This is a genomic window from Flavobacterium arundinis (assembly GCF_038289855.1).
GTDB lineage: Bacteria > Bacteroidota > Bacteroidia > Flavobacteriales > Flavobacteriaceae > Flavobacterium > Flavobacterium arundinis.
This window is the reverse complement of the sequence record NZ_JBBYHR010000001.1, coordinates 35,808-57,588: the sequence shown is the minus strand read 5'-3', so window position 1 is coordinate 57,588 and position 21,781 is coordinate 35,808. Positions and strand designations below refer to the sequence as shown.

The window sequence follows — 21,781 nt, the reverse complement described above, 5'->3', positions numbered from 1 at the left end:
ATTTATTTAATACATTATTTTTAAATGTCCCGCTTTAGTCTATACCCAAAGTTCTTGTTTAAGTTTTGAGGCCACTATTTTTGCCGGTAGATATCCCCACTAAATCTACCACAATTATGACTTCACATTATTTCCAATTTTGCAAACCGCAGTCTGCGGGTTTTTTACTACTCCTGCTTTTTGGTGTGTCCATGTCCGGACAAACCATCCGCTATGTAAAGCAGGGTGGCACGGGCAACGGTACTTCTTGGGCCAATGCCAGCGGCGATTTACAGGGTATGATTGATGCCGCTAACACCGAGCAGGTTTGGGTGGCCACCGGTACCTATAAGCCAACTCTGATTGTGGGTACGGGTACAAATGACCGACATAAATCGTTCCTGATGAAAATCAATGTGAAAATATTTGGGGGCTTTGCAGGTAATGAAACGGCTGCCAGCCAAAGGAACTGGACGGATAACGTAACCGTACTGAGCGGAGATATGGGCTTACAGGATAATGATGTTGACAATGCGTACCAGGTTGTGACAAGTTTTGGAAACGCAGGCACTGCTGAGCTGAATGGCTTTACCATTACAAAAGGGAATGCCAACGGGGCTACCTGGGTTTATATTAATGACGTACAAATATTCAAGGGGTATACAAATGCTATTTTAAATTGGGAGTCATCGCCGGCCTACAGCAACCTGAAAATTACAAATAACAAAGGCGGGGCTTATACTGTTTATAGCAGGCAGTCACTGTCTGTATTTGATAATGTAACGATAAGTAATAATACCGCAAACGACGGTGCGATATATTTCACGGGGCTGTCAGCCATATTAAGGAACACAACCGTAAGCGCTAATACAGGAACAGGCATAAGGTGCGAATATGCGATACCTGATCTTACAAATGTAACCGTATGCGGCAATACCAAGGGCATATATTATGCAAATGTTAATTCATCTACATTTAAAAATATTCTCGTTAACGGGAACGCAGGAGATGCTGTATACTTATCTCAGGTTGGCGGGTATAGCCATATGTTTGATAACGTTACCATATCCGGCAACGCAGGTTACAGCATTTTTAATAATAATAGCCAGTCTTTTATCACGATAAGGAATTCAATAATCCGTGGTAACCAATACGATGTTGTTTCCTCTAAATTAATGTACAACAGCCTGGTGCAGGGCAACAATGATTCCAGTTCCACAAATGGCAACGTTCACGGGGCAACAGATCCGTTATTCGAATATGAACCACCCTATACCAGTGCACCATTTTCGGATGGAGATTATAACCTGAGGCCTTGCAGCACCCTGGTCAACTACGGTAACAACAACTATGCGGGGAACCTCGCAACAGATATAGCAGGCAACCCACGAATTTATGGGCAAAATGTAGATTTCGGTGCCTTTGAGCTACAGGAGCCACAATCTTCAAGTATTACATTTCAGCCTTCTGCACCAACTACCCAGCAGTTTATAGCAGGCGCAACAGTTTCAAACCTTGAGGCTACAGGCAGTAACCTGAAATGGTACCGAACCGCTACAGGGGGGCAGCCGTTGGCACTCCAGGCACAGCTGGCTACAGGTTCCTACTATGTAAGCCAGACACTAAACGGCTGTGAAGGATATCGCAGCCATGTAAATGTAACCATTAATTATCCGGAAATTGTATTTGTAAAACCTATAGCTATGGGCAACGGCTCAGGCACCAACTGGGAAAATGCGTCAGCCGATCTCCAGGGCATGGTCAATGCTACCGGGGTACAGCAGGTTTGGGTGGCAGCAGGGACATATAAGCCAGCTATAAAGGCCGGTAACGGTACCACCGAGCAGCATAAGGCATTTGTAATGAAGAGCAATGTAAAAATATACGGTGGTTTTGCAGGTACCGAAACAGTATTGGAACAACGGGACCCGGCTGCAAATAGTAGCATATTAAGCGGTGATCTTGGTATAGAGGGTAATACGTCAGACAATGCTTACCACGTGGTTATCTGTTCCGGTTATATCGGTACTGCGACACTGGACGGTTTTACGGTAAGCCACGGCTACGCAAGGTATCATACCCCATCATTAACGCATACTGTTAATGGTAATACTATTGAACAATACGGCGGCGGTATATATTGTACCGGGTCTGCCCCGCTATTCGGCAACATTATCTTGTCTGAAAATACGGGCGATGACGGAATGGCTATGTTTGTTTCAAATTATTCCACGGTAACAATTTCAAAGCTTAGTGTACGCAATAATACAGGAAATCAGAGCGTCTACGGTACTGTAGCTATTAATTTATCTACTTTATTTTTAACCGATGCGATATTCAGCGGCAATAATCGTACGGCATTATATAGTTACGCTTCTACATGCAATCTTACCAATACAGCAATAACCGGCAATCTTATCGACGGGATTTATAATTTATCAGGAACCATCGAGCTAAGAAATGTTACCATAAGCGGTAACGGCAGTTATGGCATCCGTAATGACGGTACTGCGGCATTGTACAATACGCTGGTATATGGCAACCAATATGGTACTACGGGCAATTACAGCATAAACTACAGCCTGGTGCAGGGCGCGGACAATTCTTCAAACGGCAATTTTAATGGGTTTACAGATCCGCTGTTCGTCTATGCTCCATCGTACACAATGGCACCCTTTACGTCAGGCGATTACAGGCTGCAGTCCTGCAGTCCTGTGCTTAACGCAGGTAATAACGGGTATGCTTCGAATATCAGTGCCGACCTGGAAGGCTACCCAAGGATTTATAGTGCCATAGTTGACCTTGGCGCTTATGAATGCCAGTTCAATGCCCATACGGTTCCTCCTGCCCCCGGAGCGGAAGCGCAAAACTTTGATGATGGGGCTACAATTTCAAACCTCATTGCAACAGGAACAGACGTCAGATGGTATGCCGCACCTATTGGCGGCGCACCGCTGGATGGAAATACCCCGGCATTGTCGGGCACATATTATGTATCACAAACTGTAGACGGTTGCGAAAGCGCGCGCACACCGGTATCCATAACTGTTGATTATCCCCCTATACGCTACGTAAAAGCCGTGGCTTCGGGCTCAGGAGATGGTACGAGTTGGGCTGATGCTTCAGCCGATCTCCAGGCAATGATCAATGCCCCGGCCGTACAGCAGGTTTGGGTTGCAGGGGGGCAGTACCAGCCTCAATCGGGCGGATCGTTCAGCATGAAAGCCGGTGTAAAACTATATGGCGGTTTCCCTGCTTTGGGAAATCCGGGCATGTCTGCCAGAAATATCCGTACTTATCAAACCGTCCTTAACGGCAATGGCAGCAGTGTTATTAACAACAATGGTAATGGGCTTACCAATACCGCATTGCTGGACGGGTTTATCATTCAGGGCGGTAATGCGTACAACGGTGGCGGCATGTATAACAGTAACAGCTACCCGGCTATAAGTAATTGTATCTTCAGGAACAATACAGCCGATAACTGGGGAGGAGCACTACTTAACAGTGGCAACGGAAATACCAGTGTTACCAATTGCCTGTTCTATAAAAACCAGGCAGGTAGGGGAGGCGCTGTGTATGAAACCCAAAATGCACACACGGTGTATATAAATGCAACGCTTGTCGATAACCTTGCTATTAGCGATGGCGGGGCGGTGTATACTATTAGTAACGCATATGCACAGTTTTACAATTGTATACTGCATAATAACATGGCCTATGGCTACGCAACCCAGGTCTTTGTGGGGTACCAAAGCACCGCTGGATCTTACTACAGCATGGTCATGGGAGGCAACAATGCTTTTTACAACCAGTTTTCGTCCAATAACAGTGTTGGAGGCACGCCATTATTTACCGATGCCTTAAATGGCGATTACACCCTTCAGGCTATCAGCCCCGGTGTAGATGCAGGAAATATTTCCTATTTTGCCAATGCGGACACTGCGATCGACCTCTCCGGCGGCCTCAGGCTCTTTGGCGAAAGTATTGATGTAGGGGCTTATGAATACAAGCCTGAATGCGCTGTAACCACCGAGTGGGACGGAACTTCATGGAGCAATGGCACACCCGCGTCCTATGAATACAGCGCCATCATTAACGGTGATTTCGATTCAGCCGATAATGGTGAAATAATCGCCTGCTCAATTATAGTAAATAGTGGCGATGTCGTAATTGAAGCAGGCAATAACTTCAAAATAAAGGGTGCTGTAACCATTGATAATAACAACGCAACATTCACGGTACAGCAAAACGCCAATCTTATCCAGATCGATGATGTAGATAATACAGGCACGATCCATGTAATAAAAGAAAGCGCCCCGATGTACCGACTTGATTATGCCTTATGGTCTTCTCCGGTGGCAGGGCAGAAGCTAAAGACTTTCTCACCGCAAACACTGGATAACAGGTTCTATACCTATAATCCTTTAAGCGATGCCTATGCTACTGTGGCTGCTCCTGCCGCTACTGATTTTATCGAAGGCAAAAGCTACCTTATCCGTGTAGACAATACCCATCCGGCCTATGTGAGCGATGCTATTGCGCCGACACCGTGGGAAGGAACCTTCACCGGTGTCCCGAATAACGGTAATGTAAATGTGTCGGTAACGGGCATGGCAGATGATATAGACGGTTACAACGGGATAGGGAACCCTTATCCGTCATCAATAAATATAGCGGCTTTCTTTGAAGCCAACCAAAATAATTTAGCCGAAGATTCCCCCATCTATTTCTGGAGAAAAAAGAATGACGCAGGCACCTCCAGCTATGCCTCCCTGACCCTTGCAGGCTACAACCAAAACTCAGGCAATGCCTTTGGCGACAGCAGCAACGGTGTGTTTGATAACCCGAATGACAGCGGGAACTGGGTTATCAATCCGGGGCAGGGTTTTATCGTGCAGGCAACAGGAAGCACTGTTACTTTTAATAACGAAATGCGTGTAGCGGTAAACAACGGCCAGATGTTCCGTACAGCACAGGATTCGGGTGACAAGTCGAGGCTGTGGCTGAATCTTACCAATAGCGATGACTCGTTCGGGCAGGCGACAATTGCCTACACACCATTTACTACTTTGGGCCGCGATTTTGGCTGGGATGGTAAGGCATTGACTGATGGCGAGATTGCTATTTATTCCCTTGCGGGAGAAAATAAGTTCGGTATACAGGCACGACCTGCTTTCGACCCTGCCGATGAGGTTCCCATAGAATGTAAAATAACCGTTGCAGGCAACTATACCATATCACTTGACCATTTCGATGGGGTATTTACCGAAGGGCAGGAGATATTCCTGAGGGATAATGTTTTGGGAATAACCCATAATTTGGAAAGTCCATATCAGTTCACAACAGATGCCGGAATCATAACTGGACGATTTGACGTGGTGTATGCAGAGACTTTGGTTACGGATATCCCGGCATTCGATAGTAACAACATTATCGTTTACAAGAAGGGCAGCGCCATTAACATTAGTACTGGAAATGTAGATATGAAGTCAGTTGCTGTGTATGACATTCGTGGCAGATTGTTATATAGTGCTAATGACATCAATTCGGCTACAACTTCCATTACCAATTTACAAGCTCAGGATCAGATGCTTATTGTGGAGGTAATAACTGTGGAAGGCGTAAAAGCCGGCAGGAAAATAGTTTTTTAGTTCAACACTTTAGATATTATAGAAGAGCCGGACCTGAAAGGATTTGGCTTTATTTTTATCTATTTACCGATGCAGAAATTCGCAAAGATATTCCCCAGCAATTCGTCGTTAGTAACCTGTCCGGTAATTTCGCCAAAGTAATATAATGCCTGGCGGATGTCGATAGCCATAAGGTCGGCAGGGACGCCTGAGTTGAGGCCGAACTGCACTTTCTGTATTTCTTCCAATGCTTTTAGCAATGAATCGTAATGGCGGGTATTGGTTACGATGGTTTCGTTATTGCGAAGTGCGCCTGTATTTACGAAAGAGAGCAGCTTTTCTTTCAGTTCTTCAACGCCCGTGTTTTGTTTAGCGGAGAGCAGGAATAATTCGGGTATTGAACTGAGTATGTCATTTGTCTGGTCTTTGCTTAGTTTGTCTGCCTTATTGCCAATGATCACCAAAGGCTTCAGCGGAAACTGGTTTTTTATTTTTTCGATCTCAATTTTCAGGCGTTCCAATTGGGAGCCGTCAACCGTCAACTGGTAACCGTCAACCAAATAAATCACCACCTGTGCCTGCTCCATTTTCTCGAATGTCTTTTTGATACCAATGCTTTCCACCACATCCTGCGTTTCGCGAATGCCTGCGGTATCAATAAAACGGAACCCGATGCCGTTGATTACAAGTTCGTCCTCAATAGTGTCGCGTGTAGTGCCGGCAATATCGCTCACGATAGCGCGCTCTTCGTTGAGCAATGCATTGAGCAGGGTGCTTTTGCCTACATTCGGTTCGCCAACAATAGCGACCGGTATGCCATTCTTAATTACATTACCCACAGCAAAAGAATCGATGAGTCGTTTAAGTACAAATTCAATTCGTGACAGCAGTTCATGGAACTGGGTACGGTCGGCAAATTCCACATCTTCTTCAGCAAAATCAAGTTCAAGTTCTATCAGCGAGGCAAAATTCAGGAGTTCTTCCCGAAGTTTCGCAATTTCGTTGGAGAATCCGCCGCGCATCTGCTGCATTGCAATCTGGTGGGAGGCTTCATTATCCGATGCTATCAGGTCCGCTACTGCCTCTGCCTGGCTTAGGTCGAGTTTCCCGTTAAGGAAAGCGCGCAGGGTAAATTCGCCTGCATTCGCCATACGGCAGCCCTTACGAAGCAGGAGCTGGATGATCTGCTGCTGGATAAAAATCGACCCGTGACAGGAAATTTCTACAGTATTTTCTCCTGTGTAGGAATTGGTTCCTTTAAATAGGGATAGAAGTACCTGGTCGTATATTTTGGGACCATCAGTAATATGGCCGAGGTGTAATGTATGCGTTTTTTGCTTTGTAATATCCTTGCCGGAAACAGAAGTGAACACGCCTGCTGCTATGTTTATGGCATCATTGCCCGATATCCGTATCACTGCTATTGCACCAGCACCCGAAGGCGTAGCGAGCGCAACTATAGTATCCTGTGGGATCATATTAAATTCTTTTTGCAAAGATAGTATTTTGTGAGGGACTTAGATGCTTAGTTACTTAGGCTCTAAGATTCTCAGAACCTCAGTTTCTCAGAACTTCAGCCTCCTTTCTTTATCGTTGTGTTAAGGCTACTATAAAAAGTAAGAAAAGTTCATCCTTTTTTGTATCTTTAGCCTAATACAGAACCTTTTTTCCATGAAACAAATACTCTTCCCAACCGATTTTTCTGAAGCAGCAAATACTGCATTTATATATGCATTGCGGTTTGCCGATTCCTTTAATGCCGAACTTGTCATACTGCATGTCTATGACCTGCCTATCGTGGAAACTCCGGAATTGCCCGAAACAGCTACCGAGATTTTTGATATTGTCGAGATGAACCAGTTCGAAAGTTTCAGAGACGAGTTGCCAAAGCTGCATAATCTGGCAGAAAGCAATAACCTCGGGCATGTGCAAATGCGCAATATTCTTTTGTATGGCGACCTTGTGTACAATATCAATAAGGTTTGCACCGATGAAGATATAGATATGGTTGTAATGGGAACCAAAGGGGCTAGCGGCATCAAAGAGACATTTATAGGTTCGGTTACCGGAGCTGTCATTGCTAATGTAAAGGTGCCTGTACTTGGCATCCCTGCCGAGGCCGAATACCAACCGATAAAAAATATTGCTTTTACCACACAATATAAAGATAAAGATAATGATGCATTGAATCGTGCGATTGCTATTGCAGAGAAATTCGGTGCACGGATACAGTGCCTTTATATTACAAATACTGATGACCCAAAAGATATTGAGGAACGGATCAATGAATGGAAAATATATTACAGGGATAACAATATTGATTTTTTCAATATTGCCGGCGATCATATAGAACAATCAATTCTTGATTTTATAGAAAGCCAAAATGTAGGGCTCCTTGTAATGCGTGCCCATAAACGCGGCTTTTTCGAAGGGCTTTTCCATCGCAGCCTGACAAAGAAAATGGCCTACCACAGCAAAGTACCGCTACTGGTATTCCACGAAGAATAGCAATTGATCCCGATGGCGACATCGGGATTTTTTATTCCTATATTTACCGGTTTATGGAACAAATTGAATTTTATAAAAGCCGCCAGAAGGCTTTTCAGGAAGAATCGGCAACCTGCAGCCGTAAATACAACACTGTCAGCACTGCACGTTTTGCCGTTGCGTTGGTATTTTTGGTACTCGGATATTACACCTTTGTAAGCAATGATATTTTGTATCTCATTTTAGGGATGACAGTATGCTGTGTGGTTTTCTTTATTTTAATGAAATACCATACAAAAGTGGTTCGAAAGAAAAAACGGGCAGAAGCGCTTTTGTCGGTTAACAATGAAGAACTGGATTACCTCTCAGGGAAGGAGATACCCTTTGAAGACGGCTCCGAATTTCACGATACTACCCATGCATATTCACATGACCTTGATATTTTCGGGAAAAGGTCACTGTTCCATAACCTGAACCGGACACAGACTTTCAAAGGGAAAGAGAAGCTTGCCTCAATGCTTTTGGAAAGCAGCAGCCAAAGCGAAATACTAAAGCGGCAGGAAGCGGTAAAAGAGGTCGCAGCGAGGCCCGAATGGAGGCAGGAAATCATGGCGCTTGGAAAAATCAACAAAGACAGTAGGCTTATATACAACCGTTTGACAGCATGGGCAAACAGGGAAGGAGTAGCTTTTTCGCCAATAGCCAAACTTGTTTCAATAGCTTCTCCCATTGCGCTTTTACTTTGTTTTGGCGCTTACCTTATTACAGGCAACGGACTTTTTTCGAATGTTGCAGAATATCTTTTCGCATGGAACCTGCTTTTCCTGTTAGGCTACCTTAAAATTATAAAAAGAGAAACTGCCGATACGAGCGAAATACACAATATAATAGAGAGCTACGGGCTTATCATAAAGGAAATTGAGAGCCGGGAGTTCACTTCTGAAAAGCTAAGGGAGCTTCGGGGTAAACTTGTGGATGGGCAACAGAAAGCAGGTGATGCCATTATCAGGCTATCGGTACTTTTCTCGAGGCTAGACAGTATAGCCAATGTACCGGGCGCTATACTTTTCAACGGGCTTTCACTGTTTCATTTCCATACGCTGCGCTCACTGCTGGACTGGAAAAAGCGCCATGCACAGGATATCGTAAAATGGCTTGATGCTGTGGCGGAAATTGAAGCGCTTTCCAGTCTGGCAAATCTTACCTATAACAATCCGGGCTTTTCTTTCCCGCAACTCAATGACACCTATACTATCCGGTTTAAAAACCTCTCGCACCCGCTTATTAAAGAAGAGGGCAGGGTAGGCAATGATGTCGATTTTAAAAAGCATTATATGATCCTTACAGGTTCTAATATGTCGGGTAAAAGCACCTTCCTTCGCAGCCTTGGCATTAATATGGTGCTTGCGGGCGCGGGAGCTCCGGTATGCGCTTCCGAAGCCACTATACACCCGCTTCCGGTTTTGGTTTCGATGCGATTGTCAGACTCCCTGTCCGATAGCGAATCCTACTTTTTTGCCGAAGTGAAAAGGCTGCGTTATATAATGGACAGACTGCAGGAACAGCGGGCGTTTGTGTTGCTGGATGAGATATTACGCGGTACGAACTCGGAAGATAAACGCACCGGAAGCCTGAAAGTCATAGATAAGATGGTGTCCCTGAAAGCTATCGGGGCCATTGCTACACACGATATTGAAGTATGCAATATAGCATTGCAATATCCTGATCATGTTTCGAATTATTGCTTTGAATCGCAGATCGTTGATGACGAATTGTATTTCGACTACCAATTACGTCAAGGCATCTGCAAGAACAAAAGCGCTACTTTCCTTATGGAAAAGATGGGTGTTATAGAGCGGGAACTATAATATCGCTAAGTACTATCCGATTTCAATTTAACCACATAGGAGAAACATAGCTTTAAATAGCTTACAAAGGTCACAAATATTTCCAGCTTTAGTCAAGCATAGTCTTTGAAGCTATGCTTCATGCTATTGTGTCGCTTATGTTCACTCTTAAATTCTATGAAAAGCTATGTACCTATGTGGTTAAATTAATTTTAAACATTGGGTAAGTTTCATTAAATAATTAAAACCCGTAAAGCCAAGCGTTACGGGTTTCTTTATAAAGGGTCGATTAAATAGCGGAGTTAAAATTCCAAATAATAAGTTCCAAATCTCAAATTCCAACTGTTTGTTATTTGGGATTTGGTGCTTGGAATTTAAAAAATTTAGTTATTCAGCATTACCGGCATTACCAGCATGGTAACTGTTTCACCTTCGTCAAGGCCGTCAATAGGGGTCAATATACCTGCACGGTTAGGCAGCGACATTTCCAGCATGATCTCATCGCTCTGCAGGTTAGTCAGCATTTCGGTAAGGAACCTTGAGTTGAAACCTATCTGCATGTCGTCTCCCTGGTAATCACACGTCAAACGCTCTTCGGCTTTATTCGAATAGTCGATATCCTCAGCAGAAATATTCAGTTCGGTACCTGCGATCTTAAGTCGTATCTGGTGCGTAGTTTTATTAGAGAAAATAGCCACACGGCGTACTGAGCTCAGGAACTGCGTCCTGTCTATCAGTAGCTTGTTGGGGTTTTCTTTTGGAATAACTGCTTCGTAGTTAGGGTACTTGCCATCAATAAGGCGGCAGGTAAGTACATAATTATCGAAAGAGAATGTAGCATTCGAATCGTTGTATTCAATTTTGATCTCTGCATTCGATGTGCCAAGTATACCCTTAAGTATAGTCAAAGGTTTTTTAGGCATTATGAAATCAGCAACCTGTGAGGCAGTTACATCAGTCCTTGCATATTTGACCAGCTTGTGCGCATCAGTAGCTACAAATGTAAGCCCCTGTGGCGAGAACTGGAAAAACACACCCGACATTACCGGGCGAAGATCATCATTACCGGCGGCAAAGATGGTCTTGCTAACAGCTGTCGCCAGTACTTCGGCTGGCACAACAGTTACCGACGGGTCTTCAAGCGTCACGGCTTTAGGGAACTCATCACCGGATGCATACGCTAATGCATATTTACCGGAATTCGAGCTGATCTCAATAGTGTTATTATCTTCAACCGTAAAAGTAAGCGGCTGCTCCGGGAACGTCTTAAGGGTTTCCAGCAACAGTTTTGCAGGTACAGCCACGCTTCCTTTGCTTTCAGAATCGATCTCCAGCATTGCAGACATTGTGGTCTCAAGGTCGGAAGCCGATACTTTCAGTTCGGTGCTGTCTAATTCAAACAGGAAGTTATCAAGGATCGGCAGGGTGTTGCTGCTGTTGATAACGCTTCCCAATACCTGAAGTTGTTTCAGCAAATAGGAGCTGGATACTATAAATTTCATGTGTTTAGTTTAGTTTATTGGCAAAACCGCATGGTTTTACGTTGCACAAATATATCGTAATCAAATTGAATAGTGAAAATTTTTTATTAACACTATTTTGAATATTTCCTTTTTCTTAGCCATGTAAACAGCAGCCCGAAAACCAGCAGCAGTACTATTGGCAACCCGACAGTTATCAGCTGTGCCGTAGTATAGTTGTCATGCACTTTTTTCATGTTCAGCATGGGCAGGCTCACATTCTTGCTGCGGATGTTGATAAGTCCGGTATCGTCAAGCAGGTAGTTAACGCAGTTCAGCATAAAATCCTTGTTTTCATAAACCTCTCCGGTCCATTTGTCAAAGCCCAGTTCCAACGGGCGGCCTTCTTTGTCGAATTGGTTCTTAACCACATCACCATCGGCGATCACGATCATTTTTCCGGGTTTGCCAACAGTTTTGTAATCAGCATCTTTAAAAGGCAATATCCTGTTCTCATACATAGAGTGGAAGCTGCCTTCCAGCAATATTGCAACTGGTATAAAACCACCTTTTTGGTACTCTGCCGGGTCAAATTTCTCATTGACCATATCCAGGCTTATTGCCGTAGGTGTGCCCACGGTTTTTGAATAACGCGATGTAGCAAGGAGGATGTTCTTTTTAATGCCGTTCTTCAGTGTGTCAATACCACCTGCAAAATCAAATTTTATTCCTCCCAGATTTTTCACGATTGGGTTTTGGTTGATAGAATCAGGATAGACGAATGGTGCAAATTTCCACAGGTATTGCTGGTACTGCGTGTTATTGCCTTCGCCGCCCGTAGCAAGCTTTATAGGCGTTGCCATCTCATCCTTTACCAGTACAGGCGGAATGCGGAAACCGTATTTAAAGAACATATCGTTGAGTCCCAAATCCATTGGAAGGGCAGGCATGGTACCGTTATCGTTGATGCTGTCCATTTCGGCCTGCACGGGATCTATCATCCAAAGCGTTTTCCCGCCATTTACGATGTATTGGTCGATAACCTGTTTTTCCTCTTCGGTGAATTTTTCGCGCGGTTTGGCAATAATGGCAAGGTCGTAATGCTGTAATGCTTTCAGTGTCTTTTGTGGATCTTTAGCAACAGAATCAAGCGTAAAAGGTCCAAGATAGTAACTGTCTTTCAACTGTTTCAGGAAGCTTGCCATATTCTGTCCGGGCATTTCGCCGTTGCCCTGCAACACTACTACTTTTTTCTGTTTTTCTTTTATAATTTTATTAAAGCCATCTGCAAAGGCATACTCCAGGTTTTGTACAGAGCTTTCCACATTCTCCTGTGCCGATGCCCCACGCTGGTTTTTCAGTAATGGGATCTTTACGCTTTTGCCATTGCAGGTAGCAATGGCCCAAGGGAATATAACGGTTTCCGACTGTTTGCCTTTATCTATGACAGAGACGCTTGCCGGCTGCATTCCCGCCCTTATAAACCCTTCAATTACAGCTTCGTCCAGATTCGTAATCCCGGACATACTCTTCTTTATGGATTTTTCATTTGCCCTGAATTGCGGATTTTCCATAATATACATATTGTATATAAGGTCGCGTTTGGCGGCATCAGTGCCTTTATCCTCATCGATAGGGTTAAACAAACTGAACCTTACATTAGGACTGTAGGCTTCAAATTCCTGCAATAACTGGCGGGTCTCGTCCTGGAGGCGTTTGTAATCGTCGGTCACATCTCCCGCAAGGAAAACTTCTACATATATAGGATCAACCGACTCATTAATAATATTGAGTGATGCCTGCGAGAGGGTATAGCGCTTATCGTGAGTAAGGTCAAACCTCTTAAAGAAGTAATTGCCTGCAAAATTGAGCGCTACCAATACTATTATTGTAATAACAAGCTGTTTCAGGTTTTTGTTTTCCTTTGGTTTTTTTGTCGTTGTTTCTGCTGCTGTTTCCATTACCCTTTGAGTGATTTAAGTTTGTAAACAGTCAGTGATAAGAACAGTATTGTCACGCTCAGGAAATAAATGATATCCCTTGTGTCGAGCACGCCGCGGCTCATGCTTTTGAAATGGTAATCCATTCCCAAAGAAGCAATAAAACCGGCAAAGCCACCCGCAAAACCGGACAGCCCTTCGAACCCGAAATAAATGAAAAAGCACAGGAATACCGAAACGATGAAGGCAACAATCTGGTTGTCTGAAAAAGTAGAGGTAAAAATCCCAATGGATGTATAACCTGCGATTAAGAACAACAGTCCGAAATAGGAGCCAAGCGTGCTGCCCATATCGATGTTTCCTTCAGGGTTACCGTAAGAGGAAAGTACCACTACATATACTAGTGTAGGAACAATTGCCAGTACAATAAGCACTAGCGCACCGAAAAACTTGCCGTTCACGATCTCCCAGATGCTCAGGGGCTTGGTGAATAAAAGTTCAATGGTTCCCTGTTTCTTTTCGTCAGAAAAGCTACGCATGGTCACTGCCGGGATAAGGAAGATCAATATCCACGGTGAAAGTGTGAAGAAGGGGGCCAAATCGGCAAAACCGCTGTTGAGTATATTGAATTCACCTTCGAATACCCACAGGAACAGCCCGTTGAGCAGAAGGAAAATTGCGATGACAAGGTATCCTATCGGCGACCCGAAAAAGGATTTTATTTCCCTTAATAATAATGCTTTCATGCTTTTTTAAATATAATAACGTCCTGATGCTCATTTATTTTTCCCGGAGCCATACCAGACCAATATCCCCTGAAGTGATGGCTTATCTCAAATCCCCCGGCCTCAAGGAGTCCAAAGATATACTCTTTTTGGTAGGCTACATTTGCTTCTTTTACATTTTTATCCATAAGCGAATAATTTCCGTAGTTGTGCGGGAACGTCTTGCTGCCTTTTTTGAACATAGAACTTTCGCTTTCTGCATCCAATATAAAAAACGTTGCAAAACAGGACTTTCCGGGTTTAAGCACTCTTTTTATTTCCTTTATATAATGTGCTACATCATCCGGTAGCATGTGTGTGAATACCGAAGTAAGGAATACAAGGTCAAAATCATTGTCAGGATAAGGAAAAACTAAGCCTGATGCCTTCTTATCGGTACTAAGGTTATACAGATCGTTTTTTAGTGGGATAAGGGTAAAATGGAAATTCGGGTACCTGGACGTTATATTGGCAGTACACCAGTCCACGCCCTGCTTTACAATATCAAAGCCCTCATAAGATCCATCCTTATCAAGGAATTTTGTGAAAGGCACTGCCATCCGGCCAATCCCCGAGCCAATATCCAGTATCCTGCTTTTGGGTGTTATCCCCGTATAGTTCCTGAAATGGGCAAACATTGTAGTGCCTCCTTTGATAAAATCGCCACGGCCGGTAAATATCATTCCTTTTGGAGGCACAAGGCTTTTCCTGTCCCGGAACAGGTCGGCAGGAAAGTAGAGTATCCTGCGGGCTTTGTATCTCAGGCCTACAGGCAATGCATAAAAAAGTTTTCGTATCAGCGGGTTCATAAGTTCAAATTTAAGGAAGGCTTACAAGTTTATCAACGCTCCATGCCTCGGCTTTTTGGCGGAACATTGGTTTTGTAATGGCCCATGTTTCGCAAAACAGGTCGGACTTTCGGTACTTTTCCAGATCATCCTCGGTTTCCCAATAACTGTAGGTAAAGAATACCGACGGGTCGTTCCTGTCCCTGTATAGCTCTAAAAAACGGTTTCCCGGAAAGTTTCGTATATCCTGCTTCACCTGCTCAAAATTATCGAGAAAGGCAGCAACCTTATCTTCCTGAAATCCCATTTTTACTATCCGTACAAACATACTGTTTTTTGTTTTTATATTTTAATACCCGGGATAATTCCCCAGGTCAAAGCTCATCATAAAAAATAAGCCACGAATTACACTAATTTTTCACAAATTTAAAATTGGTGAATTTTACTTGTCTCTTAACTTACCGGAAAGAGAATGAAAATTTGTGGGAATTAGTGTAATTCGTGGCTAAACATTCCTAAACGCAATTGGTGCGTTTGCCCTCGCTAATTCCCCTTCGAAATTAAGGCGCCCTAAACACCACATTCACTACATCCCTGAACTTTAGCCCCAGCAATGTTTTTGCCGTACCTACTGTCAGAGGATTGCTGCGGTATATCGCTATCTCAAGGAATCCGGCCTCGTTAAATATTGCCAGCTTTTCACCTTCATAATCTTTCATCGTCCGCTCTTTTGCTGCAAAATAAGAATAGCCGGTGTTAATCGATTTAATATTTTTGTTACTGAAAGCCACTTCAAAGTCACGGCCTTTGGCTACTTCTTTTACCATCCTTTTTGAAATGTTAGTCACGCAGTTACCAAAATGGTCGATGTATACGACATAACCTTTTATGGATTTATTGTCGGCAGCTACAACAGCCTGCAGCTCATTTATTTCTTTTATTTCTGTAATCTCTTTGCCAATAACGTTCAGCAGGCCACCTTTAGCCAGATGGCAGGCCACGGTAACGAATACATCTGTATCTGACGAACCCTCAGGCAGGCGGTTGTGAATATTTATCTGTACTATTTTCTCAGGGACTATCTTTTGGGTAAGGATGCTCAGGATGCCATTGTCGGCACATATAAAATAGTGGCCGTTCCAAAGCATGGCAACATGGTTACACTCTTTGGTGAGCTCGCAGTCCACACCAATAAGATGTACCGTTCCCTGCGGGAAGCTGCTATATGCGGCCCCGATAATATAGCTGGCTTCGGAAACATTAAACAGGTCGACGTGGTGGGAAATGTCAACAATAGTGGCTTCCCTGTACTCCGAAAGGATTTTTCCTTTCAGTGCGCCCACAAAATGGTCTTTGAGCCCGAAATCGGTCGTCAGGGTAATTATTGACATAAAATTGTGTAAAACTTTTACAAAAAGCGAGATTAAATTTCACTAAATTTGAATGCAAAGCTAATAATTATATGGCTTATTTCTCTAATTAAAAAAACTTGCTTTTGAACGAAAGAATAATTGAACTGCACGATATTGCCCCGAAAGATTTTTGGGGCGCTCAGGACTCCCATCTTGAAACCATAAAAAAATATTATCCCAAACTGAAGATCGTTGCCCGCGGCACTACATTGAAGGCATTCGGTGAAAAAGAGATACTGGATGAATTCGAGACCCGCTTTAAGAGGCTGATGCTCCATTTTACAAGGTACAACACCATTGATGACAATGTTATCGAAAGGGTTATCCAAAGCGACTCGCAGGTGGAGCAAATGGACCCTAGCGACAAGATCCTGGTACACGGCATTGGCGGAAAGCTGATAAAAGCCATGACCCCAAACCAGCAAAAGCTTGTGGACTACATGGCCAAAAATGATATGGTATTTGCTATTGGCCCTGCCGGTACGGGAAAAACCTATACAGGTGTTGCCCTTGCCGTAAAAGCACTGAAGGAAAAACAGGTAAAACGTATCATCCTTACCCGCCCCGCTGTTGAGGCAGGGGAGAACCTGGGCTTTTTGCCGGGTGATATGAAGGAGAAGCTCGACCCATACATGCAGCCACTATATGATGCATTGCGTGATATGCTTCCGCCGCAAACACTGGAAGACTATATACTGAAAGGCATCATACAGATTGCGCCGCTTGCCTTTATGAGGGGGCGTACGCTGGACCATGCGTTCGTGATCCTCGATGAAGCGCAGAATACAACTCACTCTCAGATGAAGATGTTTCTGACCCGTATGGGCAAGAATGCCAAGTTCATGATCACCGGCGATCCCGGCCAGGTCGACCTTCCGCGCCGCACGATATCCGGTCTTAAAGAGGCGATACTTATCCTGAAAGATGTAGAGGGCGTGGGCATTATTTACCTTGATGATAAAGACATTGTTCGCCACCGCCTCGTTAAGAAAATTATTGATGCCTATAAGAGCATTGAGAATAATGATTAATTTTAGAGGTGCTTAGGGACTGGGGTTCTTAGAAGCTGAGATTTTAAACAGGTTACCAACCTGCAAGGTTTTTAGAACCTTGTAGGTTTAAATAAGTATTATTATATTACACCTGACAGGTATTAAAACCTGTCAGGTGTTTGAATTTAAAATATGGATTTTAGAAAACCTAAAACGCTTTTGTTATCACCGCTGATCGTTATAGCTGCATCATTTGCTGTGTTTTTGATAGATTTTATTTTTTTAGCAGGTAACGGTTCAGTGGGAACTTATGGAGTAAACAAAACTATTGGCTGGGCTTGGCAAATCGGAGAAATAGTATCTGTCTTTTCAATAATTTCATTTGTATTATTCGTCTTCGGGTATATTTTATTATGGATAGTAGGTTTACGGGTGAACAAGATAATTTCGATTGTTAATTTATGCATTTTACTTTTCCTGCCGGTGGTTTGGGCAATAGAGCATCTCAGGGATGAATACATGTTCACTTTTTTAACAGCAGCCGGAGTGATAATATCTTTAATAATAAATACTGTTTTTGCAATTCTATATAAATCGAAAGATAAACAAGGAGGAAGATAATATCTTTCTTATTTTTGCACCTCAACTACACAAAACAACAACGACACATGGCACAAAAGACCATAACGACTACCGATTTTAATTTCCCGGGACAGAAGTCCGTTTACCGCGGCAAGGTTAGGGAAGTGTATAACATCAACGACGAACTGCTTGTAATGGTGGCTACCGACAGGCTTTCTGCTTTCGATGTGGTGCTCCCCAAAGGCATCCCTTACAAAGGGCAGATTTTGAACCAGATCGCGACCAAATTCATGCGCCTTACCGAAGATATAGTTCCTAACTGGCTCATCGATACACCTGATCCCAACGTTGCCGTAGGACACCTGTGTGAGCCTTTTAAGGTAGAGATGGTGATACGCGGCTACCTGTCAGGACATGCCGGACGTGAGTATGCTGCCGGGCGCAGGGTATTGTGTGGAGTGGAGCTTCCGGAAGGATTGAAGGAGAACGATAAATTCCCTTCACCAATCATCACGCCGACTACCAAAGCCGATAATGGCGAGCATGATACAGATATATCACGCCAGGATATCATAACCAAAGGCATCGTTTCGGAAGAGGACTATACCGTGCTCGAAAAATATACCCGCGCGCTTTTTGAAAAAGGCACCGAAATCGCTGCGTCGCGTGGACTGATACTGGTAGATACCAAGTATGAGTTTGGGCGTAAGAAGGATGGTACGATTGTACTTATCGATGAAATACACACACCGGATTCGTCGCGTTATTTTTACGCCGATGGTTACGGTGAGCGCCAGAACAGGGGAGAGGCACAAAAGCAGCTGTCGAAAGAGTTTGTAAGGCAGTGGCTTATCGCTAATAATTTCCAGGGGCAGGAAGGCCAGCAGATCCCAGATATGACAGATGAGTATGTAGAAAGCGTATCCGAACGTTACATTGAACTCTACGAAAATATCATCGGTGAAAAGTTTGGCAAGGCCGATATCAATGACATCCACAAAAGAATTGAAAAAAATGTACTCGATTATTTAAATAAATAATTCAGACTAAGAATACGTTGAACCACCTGTTATCGCAGGTGGTTTTTTCATTTTAATAGGCATGCATAGTAAGATTGTATTTGTTAAATATGTGTTAAAATTAAATTTCACCGTAACGTTTACATGGTTGTATGCGTCTATTACTTTAAACGGGCTAATCATCCGGTAACAAAAAATAAAAACAACAATCATCAATTAAAATCATCATCATCATGAAAAAAACGATCATTTATTTAGGACTGGCTCTTGTAACATTTAGTAATGTAGCAATGGCTTCGAATGTTGAAACTGCTTCCGGCAAATTTGAGTTAGTTAGGACGTATGTGAACACAACGCCGCTTGGTGTAGCGATCTCTAAAGGAGATGTTGCAGCCGTAAAGAAATTCCTTGAATATGGTGCATCCATCACTGAAACATCTAACGGTATGACGCCCCTTATGATTGCAGCGCGCTATAACAATGTGGAGATCATCAAACTGTTACTTGAGAAAGGTGCCGATTGTAAGGTTAAGGATGAAAAAGGATTTACAGCCCAAAGGTATGCTGAACTTTCCAATGCCACAGAAGCTTTGGAAGTGTTAAAGGCGGCCAGGAACGCGTAAAACGTTTTCACCTTAAAGAAGAAAAGCATCCGCAGCAGCAGATGCTTTTTTTGTTGAATCATGCTAAAGATTTTTTTTTGCCACGAATTCCACGAATTAGCACAAATTGAATTATTGAAAGTGTAATTTGATTTTGACCATTTTAAGTTAAAAAGCTATATCACAGAGTTTCACAGAGGTTTTATTTAGACAACACCTTTGGTGAGAGTTCACAGAGCGTGACGAACGATAACACCCTGCTCTGTGTTCTCGCAAGGAACTTGCAAACTCAAATCACTCTGTGTGACTCTATGCCTCTCTGTGAACCTCTGTGGTAGTTCTTTCGCGAAAAATACACTATTTAAAATACGAAAAAGTTTCTCCGTTCTCCAAATTCAGCAATGTTTCATAAATAAGTTTTATCACATATTCCACATCGTCGCGGTGTACCATTTCAACGGTGGTGTGCATATAGCGCAGCGGCAATGATATAAGCGCCGAAGCCACACCTCCATTACTATAGGCAAAAGCGTCAGTGTCGGTTCCGGTAATGCGAGATGAAGCCAGCCTTTGGAAAGGTATCTCGTTCTTTTCGGCAGTATCGATTATAAGCTCGCGCAGTTTGTTCTGTACAGCAGGGGCGTAGGTAATTACCGGGCCTTTGCCTATCTGGGTTTCGCCTTCAATGCGTTTGTCGATCATCGGTGTGGTGCTGTCGTGGCACACATCGGTAACGATTGCTACATTGGGGCGTATGGTTTTAGTGATCATTTCTGCGCCGCGAAGGCCTACTTCTTCCTGTACGGAATTGGTAATATAAAGCCCGAACGGCAGTTTCTTTTTGTTTTCGTGAAGCAGGCGTGCTACTTCGGCGATCATGAACCCGCCGATGCGGTTGTCGATAGCACGGCACACGAATTTATTTTCGTTCAGGATCATGAAATCATCAGGATAGGTAATAACGCAGCCAACGTGTACCCCCAGTTTCTCTACCTCTTCTTTGGTAGCGCAGCCACAGTCTATAAAGATAGTCTCGATCTTCGCAGGCTCTTCCTTGCTGCGGTTGCGAGTGTGGATGGCCGGCCACCCAAAAACACCTTTCACGATCCCATTTTTGGTATGGATATTGACACGCTTGGATGGAGCGATCATGTGATCTGACCCACCGTTGCGGATAACGTAGATGAGTCCGTTCTCGGTGATATAATTTACATACCAGGATATCTCGTCGCTGTGGCCTTCGATGACCACTTTGTAGGGAGCATCAGGGTTAATGACACCAACAGCTGTACCATAGGTATCGGTAATAAAAGTGTCTACGTATGGCTTCAGGTAGTCCATCCATATTTTCTGGCCGCCGGACTCGTGGCCGGTAGGTGAGGGGTTGTTTAAATATTTTTCTAAAAAGGCAATTGAACTGTCGGTAAGTATAGAATTTGAGGCCATGAATTTAATTTTCGGCTAAAATATAAATTAGATTACAGAGTTATATAATAATGCATAATTTTGGCATAAATTTCTTAACAATGAAAGCACGGATATACTTTATATTCCTGGTATTTTTAAGCATGGGCGCACGTGCCCAGGTTGTGGTTACTGATACGATAGAAAATGACACGATAACCTTTAGCACGGAGCTGCGGGAGATTGTCATATCCAATGTAAAAGATTCCATATCGCCCGACGAAAAGAAACAGTTGCTCCTTTTGAGGAAAAGGGTGCTGAAGGTGTACCCTTATGCGAAAATAGCCGCCGAAAGGCTTACTATGCTGCACGACAATATGCAGAAGCTGAAGACCGACAGGGAAAGGAAAAAATATTCCAAGATCGTTGAAAAATATTTGGAGGACGAGTTCGAGGCACAGCTGAAAAAACTGACGAGGAAAGAAGGGCAAATTCTCGTAAAGCTGATATACAGGCAAACGGGCCATTCTACATTCGATCTTATAAAGGAGCATAAAAGCGGATGGAAAGCCTTTTGGTCCAACCGCATGGCACGGCTTTTTGATATTAATTTAAAAGCAAAATACAGTCCTGCCACCATTGTCGAAGATTATATGATAGAGGGATACCTGATCAAGGCTTTTGATGAAAAGCGCCTTATAAAACAGGACCCGGCATTTAAGATAGATTATGATGCCATAACCGATACTTGGCGAAAAAAATAAAATGATTTCACAGGCCTTGTTTACAAGGCTTTTTTAATGCTGTATATGCAATCTTTTAAGGTATTACTATTGTTTTAGCTATCTGGGTAGGGAATTTAACATTTGTCC

Annotated in this window: 16 protein-coding genes; 8 read left to right on the top strand and 8 right to left on the bottom strand. The window is 43.4% G+C overall.

Annotation, left to right across the window (positions count from 1 at the left end; all coding sequences use genetic code 11):
• The first annotated feature begins 116 nt into the window (after window positions 1–116).
• On the top strand, window positions 117–5,633 hold the full coding sequence (locus tag AAEO56_RS00270) for a choice-of-anchor Q domain-containing protein (RefSeq protein ID WP_341695003.1): 5,517 nt from the start codon (window positions 117–119) through the stop codon (window positions 5,631–5,633).
• A gap of 59 nt (window positions 5,634–5,692) precedes the next feature.
• Here AAEO56_RS00270 and mnmE read toward each other — a convergent pair whose 3' ends face one another.
• A complete protein-coding gene (mnmE, locus tag AAEO56_RS00265; protein ID WP_341695002.1) occupies window positions 5,693–7,090 on the bottom strand; it encodes a tRNA uridine-5-carboxymethylaminomethyl(34) synthesis GTPase MnmE in 1,398 nt (465 codons plus the stop codon).
• 193 nt (window positions 7,091–7,283) lie between these two features.
• Between mnmE and AAEO56_RS00260 the strand changes: the two genes are divergently transcribed.
• Together AAEO56_RS00260 and AAEO56_RS00255 are read left to right on the top strand one after the other, a co-directional pair.
• Window positions 7,284–8,120, top strand: a complete 837-nt coding sequence (locus AAEO56_RS00260; RefSeq protein ID WP_341695001.1) for a universal stress protein — start codon at window positions 7,284–7,286, stop codon at window positions 8,118–8,120.
• A gap of 53 nt (window positions 8,121–8,173) precedes the next feature.
• Entirely contained in the window at window positions 8,174–9,967 is a 1,794-nt protein-coding gene (locus tag AAEO56_RS00255; RefSeq protein ID WP_341695000.1) for a MutS-related protein, read from the top strand.
• 362 nt (window positions 9,968–10,329) lie between these two features.
• Here AAEO56_RS00255 and dnaN read toward each other — a convergent pair whose 3' ends face one another.
• The 6 genes from dnaN to AAEO56_RS00225 form a co-directional block, all read right to left on the bottom strand.
• Complete coding sequence (gene dnaN, locus AAEO56_RS00250; protein ID WP_341694999.1) at window positions 10,330–11,448, bottom strand: DNA polymerase III subunit beta; 1,119 nt, start codon at window positions 11,446–11,448, stop codon at window positions 10,330–10,332.
• 92 nt (window positions 11,449–11,540) lie between these two features.
• Entirely contained in the window at window positions 11,541–13,367 is a 1,827-nt protein-coding gene (gene gldG / locus AAEO56_RS00245) for a gliding motility-associated ABC transporter substrate-binding protein GldG (RefSeq protein ID WP_341694998.1), read from the bottom strand.
• Entirely contained in the window at window positions 13,367–14,092 is a 726-nt protein-coding gene (gldF, locus tag AAEO56_RS00240) for a gliding motility-associated ABC transporter permease subunit GldF (RefSeq protein ID WP_341694997.1), read from the bottom strand. The genes gldG and gldF overlap by 1 nt, the downstream gene beginning before the upstream one ends.
• Window positions 14,089–14,919: a class I SAM-dependent methyltransferase gene (locus tag AAEO56_RS00235; RefSeq protein ID WP_341694996.1), complete on the bottom strand. Its 831-nt coding sequence runs from the start codon at window positions 14,917–14,919 to the stop codon at window positions 14,089–14,091. The genes gldF and AAEO56_RS00235 overlap by 4 nt, the downstream gene beginning before the upstream one ends.
• Before the next feature lie 10 nt (window positions 14,920–14,929).
• A complete protein-coding gene (locus AAEO56_RS00230) occupies window positions 14,930–15,226 on the bottom strand; it encodes a putative quinol monooxygenase (RefSeq protein ID WP_341694995.1) in 297 nt (98 codons plus the stop codon).
• Window positions 15,227–15,458: 232 nt separating this feature from the next.
• Window positions 15,459–16,289, bottom strand: coding sequence for an SAM hydrolase/SAM-dependent halogenase family protein (locus AAEO56_RS00225; protein WP_341694994.1), 831 nt, complete (start codon window positions 16,287–16,289; stop codon window positions 15,459–15,461).
• A 104-nt stretch (window positions 16,290–16,393) separates the two neighbouring features.
• Here AAEO56_RS00225 and AAEO56_RS00220 point away from each other — a divergent pair, with 104 nt between their 5' ends.
• The 4 genes from AAEO56_RS00220 to AAEO56_RS00205 all read left to right on the top strand — a co-directional run bounded on the left by AAEO56_RS00220 (window position 16,394) and on the right by AAEO56_RS00205 (window position 19,526).
• A complete protein-coding gene (locus tag AAEO56_RS00220; RefSeq protein ID WP_341694993.1) occupies window positions 16,394–17,341 on the top strand; it encodes a PhoH family protein in 948 nt (315 codons plus the stop codon).
• A gap of 153 nt (window positions 17,342–17,494) precedes the next feature.
• The gene (locus tag AAEO56_RS00215) at window positions 17,495–17,923 is read left to right on the top strand and encodes a hypothetical protein (protein WP_341694992.1); all 429 of its coding nucleotides are present in this window, start codon (window positions 17,495–17,497) and stop codon (window positions 17,921–17,923) included.
• 47 nt (window positions 17,924–17,970) lie between these two features.
• The gene (locus AAEO56_RS00210; protein WP_341694991.1) at window positions 17,971–18,924 is read left to right on the top strand and encodes a phosphoribosylaminoimidazolesuccinocarboxamide synthase; all 954 of its coding nucleotides are present in this window, start codon (window positions 17,971–17,973) and stop codon (window positions 18,922–18,924) included.
• Between the two features lie 212 nt (window positions 18,925–19,136).
• Entirely contained in the window at window positions 19,137–19,526 is a 390-nt protein-coding gene (locus AAEO56_RS00205; protein ID WP_341694990.1) for an ankyrin repeat domain-containing protein, read from the top strand.
• Window positions 19,527–19,862: 336 nt separating this feature from the next.
• On the opposite strand, the gene AAEO56_RS00200 is transcribed toward AAEO56_RS00205, so the two are convergent.
• Window positions 19,863–20,951: a M42 family metallopeptidase gene (locus tag AAEO56_RS00200; protein ID WP_341694989.1), complete on the bottom strand. Its 1,089-nt coding sequence runs from the start codon at window positions 20,949–20,951 to the stop codon at window positions 19,863–19,865.
• 80 nt (window positions 20,952–21,031) lie between these two features.
• Between AAEO56_RS00200 and AAEO56_RS00195 the strand changes: the two genes are divergently transcribed.
• Window positions 21,032–21,673, top strand: coding sequence for a DUF4294 domain-containing protein (locus tag AAEO56_RS00195; RefSeq protein ID WP_341694988.1), 642 nt, complete (start codon window positions 21,032–21,034; stop codon window positions 21,671–21,673).
• Window positions 21,674–21,781: the final 108 nt, after the last annotated feature.